This is a genomic window from Kerstersia similis, assembly GCF_965139615.1.
GTDB lineage: Bacteria > Pseudomonadota > Gammaproteobacteria > Burkholderiales > Burkholderiaceae_B > Kerstersia > Kerstersia similis.
On the sequence record NZ_CBCSIQ010000003.1, the window covers coordinates 56,523 to 77,739 of the forward strand.

At 63.0% G+C, this 21,217-nt stretch carries 16 protein-coding genes; 6 read left to right on the plus strand and 10 right to left on the minus strand.

Annotated features, from left to right (window positions below):
• Nucleotides 1–166: 166 nt before the first annotated feature.
• From ACNA1V_RS02860 to ACNA1V_RS02890, 7 genes are all read right to left on the minus strand, one after another.
• The gene (locus ACNA1V_RS02860) at nucleotides 167–1,177 is read right to left on the minus strand and encodes an MDR family oxidoreductase (protein WP_415832078.1); all 1,011 of its coding nucleotides are present in this window, start codon (nucleotides 1,175–1,177) and stop codon (nucleotides 167–169) included.
• A 587-nt stretch (nucleotides 1,178–1,764) separates the two neighbouring features.
• Complete coding sequence (gene asd / locus ACNA1V_RS02865; RefSeq protein WP_415832079.1) at nucleotides 1,765–2,622, minus strand: archaetidylserine decarboxylase; 858 nt, start codon at nucleotides 2,620–2,622, stop codon at nucleotides 1,765–1,767.
• Between the two features lie 387 nt (nucleotides 2,623–3,009).
• A complete protein-coding gene (gene brnQ / locus ACNA1V_RS02870) occupies nucleotides 3,010–4,332 on the minus strand; it encodes a branched-chain amino acid transport system II carrier protein (protein ID WP_415832080.1) in 1,323 nt (440 codons plus the stop codon).
• A gap of 346 nt (nucleotides 4,333–4,678) precedes the next feature.
• Nucleotides 4,679–5,608 carry an NAD(P)-dependent oxidoreductase gene (locus ACNA1V_RS02875; protein WP_415832081.1) on the minus strand — a complete coding sequence of 310 codons (930 nt, stop codon included), beginning with the start codon at nucleotides 5,606–5,608 and terminating at the stop codon, nucleotides 4,679–4,681.
• Entirely contained in the window at nucleotides 5,569–7,296 is a 1,728-nt protein-coding gene (ilvD, locus tag ACNA1V_RS02880) for a dihydroxy-acid dehydratase (protein ID WP_415832082.1), read from the minus strand. Before ilvD ends, ACNA1V_RS02875 begins: the two co-directional genes overlap by 40 nt.
• Before the next feature lie 26 nt (nucleotides 7,297–7,322).
• Nucleotides 7,323–8,111 (minus strand): SDR family NAD(P)-dependent oxidoreductase, encoded by a 789-nt coding sequence (locus tag ACNA1V_RS02885; protein ID WP_415832083.1) that lies wholly within the window; start codon nucleotides 8,109–8,111, stop codon nucleotides 7,323–7,325.
• Nucleotides 8,108–9,436, minus strand: coding sequence for an MFS transporter (locus ACNA1V_RS02890; RefSeq protein WP_415832084.1), 1,329 nt, complete (start codon nucleotides 9,434–9,436; stop codon nucleotides 8,108–8,110). Before ACNA1V_RS02890 ends, ACNA1V_RS02885 begins: the two co-directional genes overlap by 4 nt.
• A 280-nt stretch (nucleotides 9,437–9,716) precedes the next feature.
• Here ACNA1V_RS02890 and ACNA1V_RS02895 point away from each other — a divergent pair, with 280 nt between their 5' ends.
• The 3 genes from ACNA1V_RS02895 (at nucleotide 9,717) to ACNA1V_RS02905 (ending at nucleotide 13,824) form a co-directional block, all read left to right on the plus strand.
• Nucleotides 9,717–10,673, plus strand: coding sequence for a LysR family transcriptional regulator (locus ACNA1V_RS02895; RefSeq protein WP_415832085.1), 957 nt, complete (start codon nucleotides 9,717–9,719; stop codon nucleotides 10,671–10,673).
• A 189-nt stretch (nucleotides 10,674–10,862) separates the two neighbouring features.
• Nucleotides 10,863–12,041 (plus strand): SGNH/GDSL hydrolase family protein, encoded by a 1,179-nt coding sequence (locus ACNA1V_RS02900; protein WP_415832086.1) that lies wholly within the window; start codon nucleotides 10,863–10,865, stop codon nucleotides 12,039–12,041.
• A gap of 244 nt (nucleotides 12,042–12,285) precedes the next feature.
• Complete coding sequence (locus tag ACNA1V_RS02905; protein WP_415832087.1) at nucleotides 12,286–13,824, plus strand: purple acid phosphatase family protein; 1,539 nt, start codon at nucleotides 12,286–12,288, stop codon at nucleotides 13,822–13,824.
• 176 nt (nucleotides 13,825–14,000) lie between these two features.
• Here ACNA1V_RS02905 and ACNA1V_RS02910 read toward each other — a convergent pair whose 3' ends face one another.
• Nucleotides 14,001–15,026 (minus strand): TRAP transporter substrate-binding protein, encoded by a 1,026-nt coding sequence (locus ACNA1V_RS02910; RefSeq protein ID WP_415832088.1) that lies wholly within the window; start codon nucleotides 15,024–15,026, stop codon nucleotides 14,001–14,003.
• A gap of 402 nt (nucleotides 15,027–15,428) precedes the next feature.
• Here ACNA1V_RS02910 and ACNA1V_RS02915 point away from each other — a divergent pair, with 402 nt between their 5' ends.
• Nucleotides 15,429–17,126, plus strand: coding sequence for an alpha-keto acid decarboxylase family protein (locus ACNA1V_RS02915; protein ID WP_415832089.1), 1,698 nt, complete (start codon nucleotides 15,429–15,431; stop codon nucleotides 17,124–17,126).
• A gap of 133 nt (nucleotides 17,127–17,259) precedes the next feature.
• Here ACNA1V_RS02915 and ACNA1V_RS02920 read toward each other — a convergent pair whose 3' ends face one another.
• Complete coding sequence (locus tag ACNA1V_RS02920; protein ID WP_415832090.1) at nucleotides 17,260–17,739, minus strand: Lrp/AsnC family transcriptional regulator; 480 nt, start codon at nucleotides 17,737–17,739, stop codon at nucleotides 17,260–17,262.
• A 302-nt stretch (nucleotides 17,740–18,041) separates the two neighbouring features.
• Here ACNA1V_RS02920 and ACNA1V_RS02925 point away from each other — a divergent pair, with 302 nt between their 5' ends.
• The gene (locus tag ACNA1V_RS02925) at nucleotides 18,042–18,950 is read left to right on the plus strand and encodes a LysR family transcriptional regulator (RefSeq protein ID WP_415832091.1); all 909 of its coding nucleotides are present in this window, start codon (nucleotides 18,042–18,044) and stop codon (nucleotides 18,948–18,950) included.
• Nucleotides 18,951–19,011: 61 nt separating this feature from the next.
• Here ACNA1V_RS02925 and ACNA1V_RS02930 read toward each other — a convergent pair whose 3' ends face one another.
• On the minus strand, nucleotides 19,012–20,340 hold the full coding sequence (locus tag ACNA1V_RS02930; RefSeq protein WP_415832092.1) for a tetratricopeptide repeat protein: 1,329 nt from the start codon (nucleotides 20,338–20,340) through the stop codon (nucleotides 19,012–19,014).
• A 320-nt stretch (nucleotides 20,341–20,660) separates the two neighbouring features.
• Between ACNA1V_RS02930 and def the strand changes: the two genes are divergently transcribed.
• Nucleotides 20,661–21,194: a peptide deformylase gene (gene def / locus ACNA1V_RS02935; RefSeq protein WP_415832093.1), complete on the plus strand. Its 534-nt coding sequence runs from the start codon at nucleotides 20,661–20,663 to the stop codon at nucleotides 21,192–21,194.
• Nucleotides 21,195–21,217: the final 23 nt, after the last annotated feature.

Below are 21,217 nucleotides of genomic sequence, written 5' to 3' on the forward strand. Positions count from 1 at the left end.
TGCCAGGGCAGTCCGAAACAAGATCGACTGCGCGCTACGGGCAGGCCGTAGGCATGCGGGATGTCCAAGCGCAGTCGCTCATTCTCGACTAAGTCCAGAGTCAGCTTGCAAATAGGGGAGACAAGCGTAGCGCCATAAGGGCGGCACCCATCCCCCTCCTGTCCCCTCAGTCATCAGCCCCCGCATTCACATCCACCAGCACGCGGCCTTGCAGCTTGCCGTCGAGCATGTCTGCGCATGCCTGGGGCAGCTGATCCAGCGATACAGTTCTTGCCGTAATACCCTCCAGCATGTCCAAAGGCAGGTCTTGGACGATGCGGTTCCAGATGCCTATGCGTTTGGCAGCCGGTTGCATGACGGAGTCCACACCCAGCAGGCTGACGTTGCGCAGGATGAAGGGCATAACGGTGGTGGGCAGGTCTGCGCCGCCTGCCAGGCCGCAGGCCGCTACGACGCCGCCATAGTGCATTTCTGCCAGTACCCGCGCCAGGACTTTGGCGCCGACGGCATCAATTGCTGCAGCCCAGCGCTGGCCTTCGAGCGGGCGGGCGGTTTCGGCCCATTGCGGGCCATCGGCAAATGCCGCGGCCCCCAGGGTTTTGACGTAGTCATGTTTGGCCGGGTTGCGCGTCAACGCCGTTACGGTGTAGCCCCGTTTATGCAGGATGGCGGTCGCCACGCTGCCTACGCCACCCGCCGCGCCCGTTACCAGTACGGTGCCGCTGTCGGGTGTGATGCCCGCTTTTTCCAGGGCCTCGACACACAGCATGGCGGTAAAACCGGCTGTGCCTATCATCATGGCCTGACGCGTGCTCAGGCCAGCCGGAAGCGGCACCAGCCATTCGCTTTTGACGCGTTGGTATTGTGAGTAGCCCCCCCAGTATTTTTCACCGACGCTCCAACCCGTCAAGACGACTTTCATGCCCGGCAGCAGCGCCGGATCACGGGATTCCACGACTTCACCCGCGAGGTCTATCCCCGGCACCAGAGGCCAGGTGCGTACGATCTTGCCTCGCCCGGTCACGGCCAGCGCGTCTTTGAAATTGATGGTTGAGTAGTCAATCTTGATCAGCGTGTCTTCTGCAGGCAGGGCATGCCGCTCCAGGTGTTCGACAGCCGCCTGGGTCTTGCCTTGTTCTTCCCTGAGCATGAGGGCACGAAAGCGTTCAGTGGACATCAGGATTCCTTGTGTGAAGCACCCGTCACAGGGGCGCCATGGCGATCGGGGAATGTCTAGGCCAGCACGCCGGCCATACCCTTGCCGTGCTTGATTCCAAGCTGCATGGCAATGAGGCGGAGAGACTCTCTTTTTACCAGACGACGCTTCAACCATATGGGTGGGTCACACCGCTGTCAAGCCGGTTCGTGGGCCCATTCGTGACCCGGTCTCACCCTGAGCGTGACAGCGATGATGTGCTGTCCGGATCCTCCGGGCCTGCCCCGCCGCCGCGCTGCGGCCCTTACCCTACGGCATAGGGCTGCCGGGTGCGCCACGGCATTGCAAGATTCTGTTTGTACACCGATCCTTGCCCAGAGAAACAAAAAGGCAGCGTTATGTACGCTGCCTAGGGGAAAGGAGATCAGACATTGGGGCTCAAGCGCCAGGGATCATTTGCCCCGGATGCGCCATGGCAACGGCGGCGCGCCTTATCACGCGGGAGAGGACTCGCCCCCTGGCAGGATCTCTCGCCCACGGATGAAGAACGTGGGTGAAGCAGGCATGCGCCCTGCCCGCAAGCAGGCGCGCTGCCACATGCCGCTCGTTCAGGCCAGATCCGCCATGGTTTCGCCCAGACGGATGGCACGGCCGTCCTGCCATTGCGGGTTGAAGCGCCAATCACCCGGCGGGAGCAAGGCCACGACGGTGGAGCCCAGCTGAAAACGCCCCATTTCCTGGCCGGCTTCAAACTGCGCGGCTTCTGGCTGCCCGGCGCCACCATACCGCCATTCACGCGCCTCACGGCGCCGCGGCGGTGTCACCAGACCATGCCAGGTCGTTGCAATACTGCCAACAATCGCCGCGCCCACCAGCACCAGCACAAACACCCCTTGCTCGGGATGTTCGAACCAGCACACCAAGCGTTCATTACGAGCGAACAGGCCCGGTATGCCCTCCACCACGACAGGATTGACGGAAAACAGTTCGCCCGGAATATGCCGCATGCCCAGCAATTTGCCTGCGCACGGCATATGGATGCGGTGGTAGTCACGCGGGCTGAGATACAGCGTCGCAAACTGCCCACCTTGGAACTGCGCAGCCAGTTCGGCATCCCCCAGCAAGGCAGCAGCGGTGTACTCCTGCCCCTTGGCCTGGATCAGACGTCCGTCGCGCAACGGCCCAAACTGGCTGACCGTGCCATCCACCGGACAGATCCAGTCGGCATCGGCCAAGGGCCGCGCACCCGGTTTGAGTTCCCGGGTGAAAAATTCATTGAAGCTGCCGAATTGAGAGGGATCGGATAGCAGGGCTTCGCCCAGATTGACCTGGTACTTGCGTATAAAGGAGCGGATCAGATACTGCGACAGCCACGGAGCACGGCAATCGGCCAGCGAACCGGCCAGGCGCGTCATCATGAGCTTGGGCGCCAGGTGCTGGAGCAGGATGGAGGGTTTGATAGACATGGAAACGGGAGGTCCGCAACGGAAGCGGAGAACACGGAAGCAGGGAGAATACCGTGTTTCCTGTGTTGATGTAGAAACAAGGCGGCCCGGCGAAAAGAAAAAGAGCCCCCACGCTGCGCCTACGGCTTGCTACCCCCCAAGGGGGCTGTCCCGCCCTGGGACAGCCCGGCGCCGGGCCGTCCCCCACGCGGCGCCTATGGCTTGCTACCCCCCCAAGGGGGCTGCCCCGCCTTGGAACGGCCCGGCGCCGGGGACGGCCCCACGCTGCGCCTGCTGCCGCTTGCTGCCCCCAAGGGAACTGCCTTGCCTTGGTGCGGCCCTGGCGGCGGGAGGGGCCTTTTGCTATTCGCTACGCCAAGCTTATGGCTGTTCTGCCTCGCCGCCGCGTCAACGCAGGGCCATTTCCCTGCGTACGCTGGGGCCGCGCCAGGCGTCCAGTGCAGTGCCCAGGACGATGACGATCAGCACCGGCAGCAGCCAGGCCAGGCCTTGTGATGTCAGCGGCAAGGTTTCCAGCCAGGCGGGCTGCCAGTTGCCCTGGCCGATATCCGCCAAGGCATGACAAACGCCAAAGATCAGTGCAACGGCCATCGCCGGGGCAACGACCCGACCCGGCGCATGCCAGAATTTCCAGCAGAAGCTGAGCGCCACCATCACGATGCAGGGCGGGTAGATCGCCCCCAATACCGGTTCGGACAACTGGATGAGTTTCGTCAGGCCCAGATTGGAAACCAACAAGGCAAAGGCGGTCAGCAGAAAGACCAGTTGCCGATAGGAAATCGGCAGTACTCGGCTGAAATATTCAGCGCATGCGCAAGTCAACCCCACCGCCGTCACCAGGCAGGCCAGGAACATGAGGATGGCGAAAAACGCACTGCCTACATCCCCGAAGACCGTCTGTATATAGACATGCAGCACGGCCGCGCCATTGCTCGCGTGGCTGGCAATTTCATGGCTGCTCGCCCCCAGGCGGAACAGGCTGATGTACACCAGCGCCAACCCCACGCCAGCGGACAGCCCGGCAATGATGGCATAGCGTGTGATCAGCCGCAGGGAGTCAACCCCTTTGGAACGAATGGCATTGACAATCACGATGCCGAACACCAGTGCGCCCAGGGTATCCATCGTAAGGTAGCCGTTGACAAAACCTTGCGCAAACGGGGCCGTCTGGTAGGCCGGGCTGGCCTCTCCCGCCGTGCCATGGGGCAGCAGGAAAGCCGCCACGCCCAAGATGCCCAGCGCCAGGATTTTCAGCGGCGCCAGGAAACGGCCCACGGTGTCCAGCAACTTCCCGGGATAGAGCGATACCGCCAGCACGACCAGGAAGTAAAGCAGCGTATAGACGAACAGGCTCAGCGGCGTGTCGCCCACCAGCGGCGCCACGCCGGCTTCAAAGGAGGCCGTTGCGGTTCTGGGCGTTGCGAACAAGGGCCCGACCAGCAGGTAGCAAGCGGCCGCCAGGATGCCACCCGCCACGCGTCCTATCGGCCCGCTCAAGGCATCCATCGGGCCACCGACGCGAGCCAGCGCGACGATGGTGATAACCGGCAGGCCAACGGCCGTGATCAGGAAACCCAATGCCGCCGTCCAGACATGCGGCCCGGCCTGCAGGCCGATGATGGGGGGAAAGATGATGTTGCCCGCCCCGACAAACAGGGCGAAGGTCATGAAGCTGAGTGCCAGGATATCCTGGGTTTTCAATGAAGCCATCGTGGGTATTGCCGCGGGCTGCGCGGGCGGTCAGAAATGTTTGCCACCTCAGACAGAGGTACGGCAACCATCCGGACAATCCGCCCCAGACATGCACCCGTCCATCTCCGGCAATTCAGGCTGGCCGGCCTGAGGTGCGCCGGGTGGCCCGCCGGACAAGCAGCGGAGACACCTCACCAAGGATGTTTCCCCGGCTGGTTCGGCACCGCAGAATCGGCAATCCGCCAGCCTGGAAGGTTTGCAAATGTAGCACAGCTGACCTCGCACGCTTTCCGTTCGACGTTGAAAAATACCTCGCCGACCAAACCGCAAGCGCCCGGCAACGCGGCACCTCACACCCGGTTTTTCAAGTGTTCTGCACGCTTTCCGTCAGGCCGATGCGAAACACCTGCGACAGGTCGGCCTCCGCCAGCCCCTGGCTGACGGCCGCCTGCAACAGGCTGCGCACCTGCGGCAGTATCCGCTGCACCGTGCCGCTGGATTGCGCCAGCTCTGCAATGGCATCCAGGTCCTTGAGCATGACGCGCACGGTGCCCGACGCTGCCTGCGGCGGCGCCACCATGCGCGGCCAGAGCGTCTGCAACAGTACGGAGTCGGCCCAGCCGCCTTGCAGCGCGGACGGCACGGCAGCCGTGTCCATGCCGTTGCGGCTGGCCAGTACGAAGGCCTCGGCCATACCTGCCAGGGTCGTCGCCACGATAGCCTGGTTCGCCAGCTTGGCGGTTTGCCCGGCCCCTACGTCGCCCATGCGCGTCACACGGGCGGCAAATGCACGCAATACCGGCGTGACGGCAGCAATGTCCTCTGCTGTGCCGCCTGCCATGATGGCCAGTGTGCCGGCAGCAGCCCCTGCCGTGCCACCGGAGACGGGCGCATCCACCCAGGCGCGCCCGGTTGCGTGACGCCAACGCTGGGCCAGCTGGCGCGTCAGGGCTGGCGCCAGCGTCGAATGATCCACCAGATAGGCAGGCGGGACGGCGGCATGCGCCAGCCCGCCTGAGCCAAACACCACGTTGTCCACCGCCTGGCCATCCCCCAGGCATAGCAGCACCATATCTACCTGGGCGGCCATCGCCTGCGGCGTGTCGCAGGCGATGGCACCGGCAGCCAGCAGGGCATCCAGCTTGTCTGCCGAGCGATTCCACACCCGCACCTCATGCCCGGCAGCCAGCAGCCGCTGCGCCATGGGCTCACCCATGCGGCCGATGCCGCAAAACCCGACTTTCACCGTTCCCGTCACCGTTGGTCTCCTGGATGTTCCGCCTCGTAAGGCCATTCGACTGCACCGGAATGCGTCACCGCGCCCAGTTTGGCTGGCCGCACCAGCGCTTCATATTTTTCCAGCACACCGCCAAGATGGCCCCGCACAAACGGCTGCGCTACACGCGCCCGCTCGGCCATTTCGGCCTCATCGAGCTCAACGTCCAGCTTGCCACGAATCGCGTCGATGTGGATACGGTCGCCGTCGCGCAGCAGTCGGATGGGGCCGCCAGCCGCTGCTTCAGGGCCCACATAGCCAATGCACATGCCCCGCGTCGCGCCGGAGAACCGCCCATCCGTCAGCAGCGCCACTTTCTCGCCCATGCCTTGACCATAGATCGCCGCCGTCACACTTAACATCTCGCGCATGCCCGGGCCGCCCTTGGGGCCTTCATTGCGTATCACCAGCACATCGCCTTCGCGATAATCCTGCGTGGACACTGCCGTCATACAGTCTTCTTCGTTTTCGAAAACGCGCGCGGTTCCCGAGAACACCAGTTGCTTCAGGCCCGCCGTCTTGAGCGCCGCGCCATCCGGCGCAAGATTGCCGCGCAGCACCACCAGGCCTGCATTGGGCGACAGGGGCTGGTCGTGCGGCCGCACCACCCGGCCGTCCGGCCCGGGAAATGCCTGCAGTGCTTCTGCCAGGGTTTCGCCACTTTGCGTCAGCGTATCGCCATGGATATGCCCGCCCGCCAGCAAGGCATTGAGCACCGCCGGCACGCCGCCGACATGATGCAGATCCACCGCCAGATAACGCCCGCCAGGCTGCATATCGCCAATGAGCGGCGTGCGCGCCAGCACCTCGGAGACATCATCGAGCGTAAAGCGTATGCCGGCCTCATGTGCGATGGCAGGAATGTGCAGCATGGCATTGGTGGAACCGCCGGTCGCGGCCACCGCCGCACAGGCATTTTCCAGGCTTTTGCGGGTGACCAGATCACGCGGCAGCGGCCCCCCCTGGCGCAAGGCGCGCATGACATTTTCCCCGGCGCGGCGCGCCACGGCAATGCGTTCGCTATAGGCTGCCGGCACGGTGGCCGAGCCCAGCGGCGCCAGCCCCAGCACCTCGGCCACCATTGCCATGGTATTGGCAGTGAACTGGCCGGGGCACGAACCTGCCGTCGGCGTGCAACGCTTTTCGATCTCGCGCAAGGTCTGCAGCGGCATGTCTCCCCGCTGGGCGGTGCCAACCGCTTCGATGGCCGTCAGGATGGTGGCCGGGTTGCCGTCCGGCCCCACGCCGGGCAACATCGCACCACCGAAGAGAAAGACCCCCGGCACATTGACCCGCACCATCCCCATCAGGATGCCGGGCAGGGTCTTGTCACAGCCGGCCACGCCCACCAGCGCGTCGTAGCAATGCGCGCGCACGAAAATCTCCACGCTGTCGGCGATGGTTTCACGCGACACCAGCGAGAAGCGCATGCCGGAGTGGTTCATGGAGGTACCATCAGACACCGAGATCGCCGACCCACGGATAGGCACGCCGCCGCCGGCAGCCACCCCCAGGCGGACGTTGTCCGATATCTGGTTGAGCGACATCGAGCATGGTGTGTTTTCGCCAAAGGTATCGACGATGGCGACGAACGGCTTGTCGATGGCCGCATCATCCAGGCCGGTGGCACGCAGGAAGGCGCGATGCGGCGTGCGGGTGATGCCCTCGGTCACGGTCCGGGAGCGATGTTTGTGAAGATCCGTCATGGCAATTCCTTTTCTGAAAATACGCTTCAGGTGTTAAGCAGCAGCCCGTTTTCGATCGCCAGCACCTGCCCGGTCATGGCAGGCGTGCGGGCAGCGATGAACCAGGCCAGCTCGGCGATTTCATCTGGCTGGGAAACCCGCCCCAGCGGGGAGTTCGCCCGCATGCCCTGCACGATGCCGGCGTAGGCGTCTTCACCCAGCACGCGGCGCAACAGGCCGTCATCCACCATGCCGGGGGCCAGCGCATTCACCCGCACCTGCGGCGCCAGCGTGCGCGCCAGCGACAGCGTGAGCGCATTGACCGCCCCCTTGGACGCCGCATAGGCGATGGACGAGCCCGTGCCGTTGAGCGACGCCAGAGAGGAAATATTGATGACAGCCGCCGTATGACCATTGCTGCCATCGCCGCCGCTACGCCGCAACAGCGGCGCAGCGGCGCGCGTCATCTGGAACATGCCGATCAGGTTGACGCGATAGACCCGCTCGAACTCGGCAGCGTCCAGCCCTTCCAGGTCGTCATGCGGCACGACTTTGGTCGTGCCCGCGTTATTGACCAGGGCATCCAGCCGGTGCCAGGCGTCGTCCACGGCTGCCACCAGGCGCCGGCAATCCGCGTCGTCGCCAACATCGGCATCCACGACCAGGACCGGCACGCCCAGATTCCGGCACTGCTGCGCGACGGCCTGGGCAGCCGGGCGTGTGCTGTCATCAAAGTTGTTGATAGCCACCGCCCAGCCTTCGCGGGCAAAGCGCAGCGCCGTGGCTGCCCCGATACCCGTGGCCGCGCCGGTCACGAGGCAAACAGGAAAACTCATTTGTTACTCCGTTGTTTTTTGAGCGACAGCGCAATGACGGCGCCCGCGACCAAGGCGCATGCAAGCACGATCATGCCCGGCAGCAACTGGCCCGTCCTGTCCTTGATGAAACCGATTACATAGGGGCTGACGAAGCCCGCGAGGTTGCCGGTGGAATTGATCAGGGCAATGGCTGCGGCCGCCCCTGCGCCCCCCATCATGGCCGTCGGAATGCCCCAGAACACCGGCGCGATGGAGTTGATCCCGATGGCCGCCACGACCAGGGCCGCGATCGACAGCCAGAGCTGATCCACCAGCAGCACCGAGGCCAGCATGCCCGCCGCGCCCAGCACGCAACAAATGGCGACGTGAATGCGGCGATCCTGACTGCGATCGGCGTGCCGCGCGATCAGCACCATGGCGACGGCGCTGATGACCGACGGCACCGCCGACAGCAGGCCGATGTTGCCGATATTCGCGACGCCGGCCGACTGAATGACGGTGGGCACCCAGAACACCAGCCCGTAGTTGCCCATGGCGATGCAGAAATAGAGCAGCCCGAGCAACCAGACCTTGCTGTTGCGGAACACCTGGCGCACACTGTGGTGCGCGCGGGTGCTGTCATCCGCCGCCAGGTCTTCCTTGAGCAGGCGCTTTTCTTCCGCACTGAGCCATTTCACATTCGCGATGCTGTCCTGCAGGATGAAAAACGCCGCGATGCCCACCACCAGGGAAGCCAGGCCTTCGATCAGGAACAGCCACTGCCAGCCCGCCATGCCGTGCAGGCCGCCGAACTGCTGCATGATCCAACCCGAAACCGGGCCGCCAATGGCGCCCGACACCGGGATGGCCACCATGAATAGCGCAATGATCTGCGAACGGCGGCTGGACGGAAACCAGGTGGCCAGGTACAGGACGATGCCGGGGAAGAAACCGGCTTCGGCTACGCCCAGCAAGAAGCGCAGCACGTAGAACGAGATCGGCCCCTGCGTGAACAGGGTCAGACAGGAGATGACCGACCAGGTCACCATGATGCGGGCAATCCAGACTCGCGCGCCTACCCGGTGCAGGATCAGGTTGCTGGGCACTTCGAAAATGAAGTAGCCGATGAAAAACATGCCCGCGCCCAGCCCGTAGATGGTTTCGGACATGGACAGGTCTGCCAGCATTTCCAGCTTGGCAAAACTCACGTTGACGCGGTCTATGTAGGCCACGATGAACGCCAGGAACAGGAAGGGAATGATGTGCCAGGTCAGCTTGCGGTACAGCGCGTCCCGCTGCGCCGGCGACACTGGAACAGCGGAACCGCCATGCGGCTGCCCGCCCCGGCCAATAGAGGTGCTCATGCTTATGTCTCCAAAACGCGTGCCGTCCGGCACGTCTAGTTATCTGGCAGTCACCTTGCAGGCATCCGGTTATGTGCTGCTCCACAGGCCTTGCCTGGGAAATTCGCGTTTCAACCGCTGCATAGGGATATAACTGGCGCTGATACGGTGCTGCCGATGGAAAGAGTAAAGTCGCACCGGTATTGCGGCAAATCACGTTTCAGGCGAATGGGATAACCATATGGTTATGATTGCAGGCACATCCCGGAACAGAAACCACCACCACACAGGAGACAAGCCCATGCCGGCAAGCAGCGATTCCATGGAACGGTTCTTCCGCAGCGGCCTGAAACTCGGCCACCTGCGCATCCTGGTGGCCCTGAGCGAACTCGGGCAGGTCACGCGCGTCGCCTCGGCCTTCCATGTCACGCAACCCGCCATTTCCAAACAGATCGCAGAAATGGAAACCGCCCTGGGCGCTCCCATCCTGCAACGCGTAGGCAATGCCATCGAGCTGACCGGCATAGGCCGGGTGCTGGTAGAACACGGCCGCGAGATCCTGCGGCAGTTGGAACTGGCACGGCGCGACGTCAGTGCGCTGACAGCCGGCACGGCCGGGCATGTGCGCTTCGGTTCTGTCGTCACCATTCCCCAGCCCCTGATCGCGCATGCCGTGGAACTCTTCACCCGGCGCGCACCCACGGCTTCCTTTTCCTTTGTCGAGGCGACACTGGACCGGCTGCTGAAGATGATGGATGAAGCCAATCTGGACCTGGCGCTAGGGCGCAACCAGGTGACAGACCGGCTGCCTGTCGTACGCAGCGAGGCCCTGCACCATGAACCCTTCGTATTCGTCGTGGGAAGCCGTCATCCGCTGGGCGAACCGGATACGCCAGTCTCCTGGCGCGACCTGGACAACGTCCGCTGGATCACGCCCATGAAAGGCTCGCCCGCCTTTGCCACCATGGTGGAAATCCTGGCCGAACAGGGCGTGACATTGCAGCACCCTGCCATCGAATCCAGTTCGCTGGCGCTGAACCTGACGCTGCTGCGCGGCGGCGATTTCGTCTCCATCCTGCCGCTGTCGCTGGCGCGCCGCCATGTGCAGCGCGGCAGCATGCGCATGTTGCCGCTGCCGCCGCTCGCACCACTGGGCGAAGCCGTGCTCTATTGGCGCGAAGATACGCTGACGCCAGCGGCCCAGCTTTTCATGGAATGCCTGCGCGAGTCCTCCGCCGAGCTGATCGACACGCCCTGAGGCCAGGCCGGCCTGGCGGCAGAAAATCCCCCTTTCCAGTGATTCCCGCTTGCGGGCATTCGGCGTTCAATCCTCTTTGCCTTGGGTTCGCCAGGACAGATGACGCCGCAACCGGATATCCCGTCTGGCGGTATCCCGGTATTTCCTGCGTAGCCGTTTCCAACCAGAAGAAGACAAAGGAAGCTCCGTATGACCTCCCGTACGAAATCCCTGCACTCCATCAATACACTGGCGCTGACGGCCATTTGCTCGGTCCTGCTTGGCGCCTGTGGCGGCAGCAGCAATAACGACGAACAGCCAGCACCGGTTGCGACATCATCCGTCACGGTAATCGGCGACAGCCTGTCCGATATCGGCACCTTCGGCATCCGCCATACGGTGCAATCCACCAGCGGCGTCCCCTACCCACTCTGGACCGACCTGCTGACGCGCGCTACCGAAGCCCCTGAACCCTGCAGCTACTATCTGGCAAGTTCCGCCAGCAGCTTCAACCAGCGTGCCGGCTGCACCAACTACGCTGTCGCGGGCGGACGCATACAGGCGCCGGATGCCGCGCAACCCACCAGCATCCTGTTGCAGATGCAGCATGCCCGGCAGGCGGCAGGCGCGGCCGGCTTCGGCGCTCAAGACCTGCTGCTGCTGGACGGCGGCGGCAATGACGCGGCCGACCTGATCGAAGCCTATATCGCGCTATTGTTGTCAGCCGCCACGCAGCAAACCCCTGATGTCGCGTCCTATGCTGCCTTCCTGCAGAACGTGCTGGGCGAAACCGCAACCTGGGCATTGCTGCAATCCGGCGAGCATGGCGCCGAAGCCGCCGCGCAGGCCTACATGCAAGCGCTGGCCGAACGCTTCGCCGCCGCTATCCAGGAACAATTGCTGGACGCCGGTGCCCAGCGCATTGCGGTCCTGAATATTCCGGACGTTACCCGCACCCCGCGCTTCCAGCCCTTGCTGCAGCTCCTGACGCTCGCCGCCGGGCCGGAAGCGGCCGCGCAAGCACAACAGTTGCTGCAAGGATGGCTGACGGCCTTCAACGCCCAACTCGACAGCGCCTTCGCCGACCATCCGCATGTCGTCGTGGTCGATGCCTTTGCACAACTGGGCATGTGGGCGGAGGACGCCAGCCGCTTCGGCTTCACCAACGCCAGGGATGCCGTCTGCCCGGAAGCCAGCCCGGCCACCCCGCTGCCGTCCTATGACATCACGCAGTGCACGGATAGCTACCTGGACGCCCATGCCCCCGCCGGGGCCGCAACCGGTTGGTGGCAAGCGTACGCCTTTGCCGACGGTTTCCACCCCACGCCCAAAGGCCATGCCGTGATGGCCCAGGCCGTCGCGGAAGCCATACAAGCCAAGGGCTGGTGATAGCCCCGGCAAGGCCGGCGCGCGGGCGGTTGCCTTGCAATGGTCATCTTTCTCAAGCCGGCGGCGGCCATGTCATATCACCGCCGGGCTGGAGGATAAAAAAATGGCTTTGATAACAATCACCTGGAAAGAATAATATTTCCTAAACCCCCATTACATTCAGTATTTCTTAACAAATATTACCCGTCACCTCCTGGCAAGACTGACTGCCTAAATTGGCGCTCTTTTAGCCAGGAGTATGACAATGACTTCCCGTTTTTCCCGCCGGCAGATGGTCAAGGCCGCCGTCCTGGGCCTTGCCTCCGCCACCCTGCCCGCCTGTGGCGGCGGCAGCGACAGCAAGGATCTGCCCGTCGATGACGACCATGGCACCCCCGGGCCTGGCCCGGAACCCTGCGTCGTGCCCGAACCTCAGACCGGGCCGCAGCAACCACGCGGCCTGCACGTCAGCTGGACCGACGACCTGTTCACGACCCGCACCATGACCTGGTTTACCGACGGCAGCCGCGACCCGGGCAGCATCGTGGAATACGGCCCGCTGGAAAGCGGCATGGAAGAGTGCCATATCCTCAGCGCCCCCTTTCCCTTCCGCGCGTCCGGCCTCAGCCACGAAACCTATGGCGTGGATGCCTTGACCCACGCCGCCACGATCAGCAGCATCGACCCGGAACGCGGCATACGCTATCGGGTTGGTTCGTCCGGCGGCGGCTGGAGCGAGGTGCATACCCTGCCCCCCTTCCCGCGCGAAAAATTCCGCTTCTGCCACTTTGGCGATCAGGCGGTACGCGACTCCAGCCGACGCGTCATGGACAGCGTGCGGCAACAAAACCCGGATTTCCTCCTGGTTGCGGGCGATCTTTCCTATGCCAATGGCGACCAGCCCATCTGGGACCGCTATTTCGACATGCTGGAGCCCTATACCGCCAGGCTGCCCATGATGACCTGCCCCGGCAACCACGAAGCCAAGGATGGCCGTGGCCAGGGCTACCGCACCCGTTTCAGCCAGCCCGGCGAAGGCACCTACTTCACCTGGGATGTGCACCGTGTCCATTTCCTGTTCAGCACCGGCGGTTCGCTGCTGCGCGACCTCTCTACCACCAAGGAATTGATGGAGGAACTCGATTTCATGGAAAAAGACCTGGCCGACGCCTACCAGCGCCGCCAGAATGGCGAGATCGACTTCATCGTACTGGTGCAGCACTATCCGCTCTGGACCAACACCGAAGGCCGCAGTCCGGCCAACTTTTCGCTGGTGGCCCTGGAAGAAAAGATGTTGCTGCGTTATGAGGTCGATCTGGTACTGGCTGGCCATGATCACCTTTATGAGCGCTCGCATCCGATGATGCGCGGCAAGCAGGCCGAGGGCGGCTATATCCAGGTCACGCAGGGGGGTGGCGGCAAATCCTTGTACTCACTGATCGACAAGCCCGCTGCCTGGGCGGCGGTTTCGCGCGTCTGCCACGGTTATACCGTGCTGGAAGTCGAAGGCCGCACGCTGCGCGCCCAGAGCTATGCCGTCAGCGATAGCACGGGCGCCCTGTTCGAAGCGGGCGCAGATCAGCTGATAGACAGCTTTGAAATCCACGCTCGGGTTCCCGTTGCCGTTGCCATTTCCGCCAGCGGCGCCCGTCACGCTGCCACGGCCAGCGGCCTGGCCTTGCCGTTGCGCAAGGCCAGACGCCTGGAAGAGATGGAAATCGACCTGCACGCCATGCTGTTGCACACCATCCAGCGCAATCGCGATCACGACCTGCACGAAGAAGGACTGGAGCACGACGATTGAGTCATGCCCGCGCCTGGCGCCACCCGCCATCCCCCATCCTGGCACGGCAATGAAAAACGCCGGTGCCATGAACGCCCCGCTGCACGCGGGACCGATTCATGACACCGGCGCAAGCCAGCCGGGCTGCTGCTTGCCACAGTCTCACGACCACGGCACGGACAGCCTGCCCTGCCTTGTTACTGCGCAGGCGCGGTCAGCTTCTGCGCGGCTTCCAGCAATTCCGCCGCGTTGATGCCGCGACGCGAAGCATCCTTGACCCAGTCCTGCGATACGCCGGCTGCAGCCTGCTGCAAGGCGGCGTAATCTTCCGGTGCGATGTCGATCAGGCTGCCTGGCGCCGATGCCGCCTTGGCATCACGCGTGAACTTGTCCCAGGCCACACCGAAACGCTGTACCAGCGCATCGCCGCTGTTGCGGTCGAGGATCTCGCGCAGGTCAGCCGGCATCTGGTCGTACTTGCGCTTGTTCATCACCATCGCCAGGATCGTATGGCTGATGGCAGGATCGCCTTCGGCAATGGCGCTGTGATACTGCGTCACTTCATCCAGCTTGGTCGAGGGCACCACTTCCCACGACGCCAGCGCGCCATCCACCACGCCCTTGGAAATGGCTTCCGTCATCTGGGCCGGCGGCATGCTCACGGGTGCAGCGCCCCAGGCTTCCAGGATATTCGCGCCAACGCGATGCGAGGCCCGCACCTTCTTGCCCTTGATGTCCTCCAGCTTGCGCACCGGCTGGTTGCGCATGTGCAGATCCATGCCACCGCCGGTGAACATGGCCAGGACTTCATAGGCCTTGTACTCGTCCTTGAGGTGGTCGTTGTAGAACTGCCAGATCAGCTTGTTGCTGGCTTCATTCCCCGTGGGCAGGATGAAGGGCAGTTCCAGCACTTCAGTACGCGGGAACTTGCCGGTGGAGAAGCCCGGCCCCATCCAGACGATATCGGCCACGCCATTGCGTGCCTGATCCGGCAGGGTGGCCGCCGTGCCGCCCAATTGCAGCGACGGATAGATCTGGCACTTGATACGGCCATTCGATTCCGCACCCAGCTGTTCGCACCAGGGCTCGATGACATTGACCTGGGCATTCGAATTGGAAGGCAGGAAATGCGCGATTTTCAGGGTGACGTCCTGCGCCTGTACCGGCGCGGCTGCAATGAGTGTCACGGCGCAAACACCGGCTGCCTTGCTGAGTAGTTTCATGACTGCTGTCTCCAGATAGTGGTTCGCTACGACGCGCTATGCCACTGTTCCAAACAAAAGTGTGCGCCGCAGCATAACGCTGTTGATAATAAGTTACTAGTGAAATAGCCGCCCGGACATCGGTTAAAGCGCCGCCATGCACCAGGCAGAAGGCGGTTTTCCGGCTATCGGCAAGCATTGCGCCGGGCCTCCCCGCCCCTGTCGCAACCCTTCCCTCAATTCACACCATTACTGCACGCACAACCAACAATACGCAGTTATGCCGCAATGCAACCAATTTATAAGACTGATTATTGCACAACAGCGTGTTTTGATGCTTATAATCTGCGCATACCAGGAGACAGACGCCTGGACGGCCCGCCTGCCTGCGCAGGGCTTTACTCAGAACAACAAGGACTATCCATGCAAACCACCGTCGGAGACTTCCTGATTCGTCGCCTACGTGAACTTGGCATTGAACATATGTTCGGTGTGCCGGGCGACTACAACCTGCAATTTCTCGACCAGCTGCAAAATGATGGCAGCGTGGAATTCGTTGGCTGCTGCAATGAACTCAACGCGGCTTATGCTGCCGACGGATATGCGCGTCTGCGTGGCGTCTCCGCGCTGCTGACGACCTATGGCGTGGGCGACCTGAGCGCGATCTGCGGCATTGCCGGCGCAGCCACCGAACATGTGCCGATGGTTTGCATCACGGGTGCGCCGCCGCTGCATGCGATGCGCCGCAACCTGGCGCTGCATCACACGCTGGCCGAAGGCAATTACGACGATGTCATGATCTGCCTGCAGCAGTTCACCGTGGCCCAGGCACGCCTGACCCCTGAGAATGCCGTCATTGAAATCGACCGCGTCCTGACCGCCTGCCTGCTGGAAAAGAAGCCGGTGTATCTGCAACTGCCGTCGGATGTGTCCCATGTGATCATCGATGCACCCGCCGCCCCGCTGCAGCCACGCGCGAAGAATGATGAGGCCCGCCTGGAAGCGGCAGTCCGCCATATCCTGACGATCTGGAACGAAGCCCAGCAGCCGGCCATCCTGGTGGATATGGATGCAGACCGCTACGGCTATGCCGGCACATTGCTGGACTTCGCCACAGCGACCGGCACGCCTTACGCCGCCCTGGGCAGTGGCAAGGCTGTCCTGCCGGAAACCCACCCGCTCTCGCGTGGCCTGTACGGCGGCCGCAATTCGGCTCCCGCCACGCGCGAACTGATCGAAAATTCGGATTGCCTGCTGTATGTGTCGCCCCGCTTCATCGAGGGCAATTCCGGGCTGTTCACGGCCCAGCTGCCGAGCAAGGGCGCCATCCGGCTGTTCGGTCATTCGGTGGAAATCGAAGGAACGGCCTATTACGCCGTCGAACCGCGCGACCTGCTGCTGGCGCTGAAGGCCGCCTTGGTCAATTCGCCAGCTGCCGTGCCTGAAGGCCAGGCGCCGCGCCTGGCTGCGCCCAGCCCCGCCACGGATGCCCCGCTGAGCCAGGCCCGCCTGTGGCCGCGCATTGCGCGCTTCGTGCGCGCCGGCGACGTGGTGGTCGCCGAGGCCGGCACATCGAATATCGGCCTGATGCCACAAGCGCTGCCTGAACAGGTCAGCTATATCAATGCCAGCATCTGGGGCGCCATCGGCCACACCTTGCCCGCCATGCTCGGCACCTGCCTGGCCGCGCCGGAACGGCGGCATCTGCTGTTCATCGGCGATGGTTCCTTCCAGCTGACGGCGCAGGAACTCTCGACCCTGCTGCGCTACGACCAGAAGCCCATCATTTTCCTGGTGAACAACCGGGGCTACACCATCGAGCGCTTCATCCTGGGCATGCGCGACGCTTATAACGATGTCGCCAACTGGGACTACCAGGCGCTGCCTGGCGTCTTTGCCGGCCAGGACAAATATCTGACGCTTTCCGCACGCACGGAAACGGAACTGGAGCAGGTACTGCAACAGGCCGACGGCACGCCGGATCGCCTGATCTTTGTCGAGCTGCACCTGGATCCGTTCGACGCGCCGGAAGGGCTGAAGAAATTCGGCCCGGCGACCGCTGAATTCGATTACGGCCCGCTCGGCCCCCAGCGCCAGCCGCAAACGACAGTCACCGCGTAATTTCCAGGGCGCCTGCGCGCCCTGTCTCGCTGTTCCTCTCCAGCCCCAGCAGGGGCTGTCTCTCCGGAATGCCGGCTACGCTTCATTCAGCTGGTATTTCTTTGCTGATCCTTCGGGCCACGCGCCCGGAGGATCAGGCTTCTTCCAGCGGCAAACCGTTATTTTCCTTGACCCACTCCATGACAAAACTGGAGCGGCAATCGCGCACGCTCTCGTGATGCAGGAGCTTGTCGGAAATAAAGCGCGAAAAGTGGTTCATATCGCGCACCGCCACCCGCAGCAGGAAATCCATTTCGCCCGTCAGCGAGACACATTCCACGACCTCTGGCCAGGACTGCACCGACGCCTGGAATAACTCCTTGGGGCCGACCTGCGCCGCGCCCACCTGCTTTTCCAGCCTCACGTTGACATAGGCCATCAGACCGATGCCTGCTGCCTCGGCGTTGATCACCGCCCGGTAGCCTTTGATCAGGCCTTCAGACTCCAGGCGCTTGACGCGCCGCAGTACCGCTGAAGATGACAGACCGACTTCGGCTGCCAGGACATCGAATGAAGAACGTGCGTTTTCCTGCAAGAGCCTAAGAATGCCCAGATCCGCTTTATCAAGCTGCATTGATTTCCACTTGGATTTGAAATGAGTGCCAAGAAACGCAACCCTTATCCGAGCGCCACGCCTCCAATCCATACCTCGCCTGCGGCTGTGGCCTGAAGCCCGCAGCCCGTTCCTGGCAAGCATGTCACAGAAATTCTAAATCATGCATTACACCTGCATGTGCTTCCTGTCCCTGCAAAATACCTGCAACGTGGCATAAATACAGCCAGAACAAGGGATAACCCCGGCATCCAGCATAAAATTTCCGCCATACTCCCGCAAATTTCCCGTCTTCGCGAGCACACATGGATAGGCTGCAGGCCATGAATACTTTTGTTGCCGTGGTGGATGCCGGCAGCTTCGTCGGCGCCATGGAAGCCACAGGCCTGTCCAAACCGGCAGTTTCCCGCCAGGTAGCGGATCTGGAACAGCATCTGGGCATCCGCCTGCTGCATCGCACCACACGCCGTCTGTCACTCACGGACGAGGGGCGCCTGTATTACCTGCGCTGCAAGGAAGTCCTGGCTGCGGTGCGTGAAGCCGAAGACGAAGCAGGCGCGCGCGCCACCCAGGCCCATGGCCGGCTGCGCATCGGCGCGCCGCATGATTTCGGCATCCTGCATCTGGCCTCTCTGTGGGCGCAGTTCATGGCACTCAATCCGCAGGTTGAAATGGATATCGTGCTGTCCGACCGCGTGGTCGATCTGGTCGAGGAAGGCTATGACCTGGTAGTACGCATCGGCAACCTGAGCGCTTCCGGGCTGGTTGCCCGCCCCCTGGCCCAGACCCGCATGGTGCTATGCGCCGCGCCAGCCTATCTGGAACGCCACGGCACGCCTGCCCACCCAGAGGAGCTGGCCCGGCATGCCATCATCAGCTACAGCTATTCGTCCCATGGCGACGATTGGCGCTTCACGCACGCCGACGGGCAGCGCAGCGGCCTGCGCATCCAGCCCCGGGCCCATGCCAACAGCGGCTCGACCTGCCTGGCCCTGGCCCTGGCGGGACAAGGCATTATTCTGCAGCCGGATTTTCTCAGCCATGCCGCCCTGGCCAGCGGCGCCCTGGTAGAGCTGATGCCGCAGTGGCAGGCAGGCACCATCTCCGTGCATGCGGTGTACCCCACCCGCACGCTGCTGCCGCTCAAAGTCCAGCTGCTGCGGGACTTCCTGATCGGCGCATTCGAATCACCGCCCTGGCACAACCCCGACAGCATTGGCCAGCGCGGCTAACGGGAAGATTGCGGGCGGATTGCGGATGAATAACCCGCAAGACCCGCCAGCCGCCCTGTGATCAAGCGCCTGCGGCGGATCCCTGCTTGATACTGTCGATACGCTGGGCGTAGCCAGACGCATCCGCACTGCGGCCCTGGCTGACGCACAAAGCATGCAGATTTTCCAGCACTGGCAGCAAGCGCGCATCGTTCGTCCCCAGCACCTGCTCGGACAAGGCCAGGGATTGCAGGAACAATTTTTCCGCCTCTGCGAACCGGCGCTTGCGGTAGATCGGACCCGCCATATTGTTCAGGATTTGCGCCTGCCCCAACAAGGCTTCTTTATCGCTGCCATGCGTGGCATAGGCATCAAGCGCCTGCTGATACAGCGCTGAGGCACCGGCTTCATCATTCAGATCTTCACGCAGGCGCGCCTGGCTGGACAGCAGATGCGCGGCGGCCAGGCTCTGCTCGCCCTGCCCGCGCTGCACCAGCGCCAGCGCGCGCGCCAGCAGCGGATCCGCTTCCGCATACTCCTTGCGGCTCATATGCCAGATCGCCAGTTCATTCAAATGCCCGGCAATGCCCGGATCGTCCGGGTTGATACGCTCCCGCAGCGCCAGTGCAGCCCGGTGCAAGGGCACGGCTTCATCATGCAGCCCCTGGCGGTTCAGCAAGGCTGCCAGTTCCCCCTCGCTCTGCGCCACGACGATATCGTTGTCTCCCAAGGCCTGACGACGCAACTGCAAGGCTTCCTCCAGGGAGGCACGGGCCTGTTGCCAGTCTCCACGGGATTCCTGCACACGCGCCTGGCGCGTCAGGCCGTCGGCCCGCACCAGCGGCGGCAGTTCAGCCGACGAACCCAGCAACGCGCTGGTATAGCGTTCAGCCTCGGCCTGGTTGCCCATGGCGGCATAGACCCGGCCCAGCGCCGCATTCAGATTGGCCTTGAGCGTGTCGTTCTGCGCATTCGACGGCAGGCCGGACACCACCTCCAGACCCTGCTGATAGTAGGTCAGCGCTTCACTGCGCCGTCCTTGCTCATCGAGCATATTGCCCAGGTTGTAAGCCAGCGAGGCCGTGTTGGTATGTTTACCCAGCGACTGTTCGCTCAAGGTCAGCGAGCGCTGCTGCAGCTCGATTGCCTTGTCATACTCGCCCCGTTGGTTATGGATCATGGCGAGCATGTTCAGACTGCTGGCCATATAGGGTTTGGTATTGCCCTTGCCAGTCTCCGCGATTTTCAGGGCGGCGCGGGCGGCTTTTTCCGCGCCCGCCATATCCTGCGCCTGATACCGCTGGATCGCCTGGTCGTACTGGCTTTTCCAGTCATCCGTCGCAGCCTGTGCTGCCGTTCCTGCCCACGCCAGCAGGCAAGCCCCCACAATCTGTTTGATGTTGATAGTCATGAATCAATCCGGTCTGTTGAAACGGCACGCATGCCCGAATACGCCATGGCTGACCATGCCAGAGACGTCCTGCCCCGGAGTTTAGACAAAAAGACGATTGAGATAGATATTTATTTCAACCTGATGAGGCTGTGCGGCGCAGCGCCATCTGCCTACAATAAGAAAAACACGGAAACGACAGGCCTTGCCCGCCTGTTACCGGCGCCGCGGGCAAGCAGGCCCGGCGGCTTGGTTCAGCTTTACCGGACAGGCTTGTCCAGCCAGTATCAACCCAGGCCATTCCCTGTGCCTGGCTTCGACAACGGATCAGGAGCACACTAATGATTCGAGAGATTCTGAGAATGGGAGATCCGCTGCTGCTGCAAATTGCGGAACCCGTTGAGCACTATTCGACCCCCGAACTGCGGGCCCTGGTTGCCGATATGTTCGAAACCATGGATCTCGCCGACGGCGTCGGTCTGGCCGCGCCGCAGATCGGCGTCAGCCTGCAGCTCATGGTGTTCGGGTTCGAGCACAGCGAACGCTACCCCGACGCGCCGCCTGTCCCCCGTACGGCATTGTGCAATCCCATCATCGAGCCCCTGACTGAAGAAACCGAGGACGGCTGGGAAGGCTGCCTGTCCATTCCGGGCTTGCGCGGCGTCGTGCCGCGCTACCGTGCGATCCGCTACACCGGCTACACCCCCGAGGGCGAAGAGATCAGCCGCACAGCCGAAGGTTTTCACGCCCGCGTGGTCCAACACGAATACGATCACCTGATCGGCCGCCTGTATCCCTCGCGCATTCAGGACTTCGGACTGTTCGGCTATACCGATGTGCTGTTTCCGGAACGCCAATCAACGGAACGCGGCTGACCCTGAACGTACACCGGGCCGTG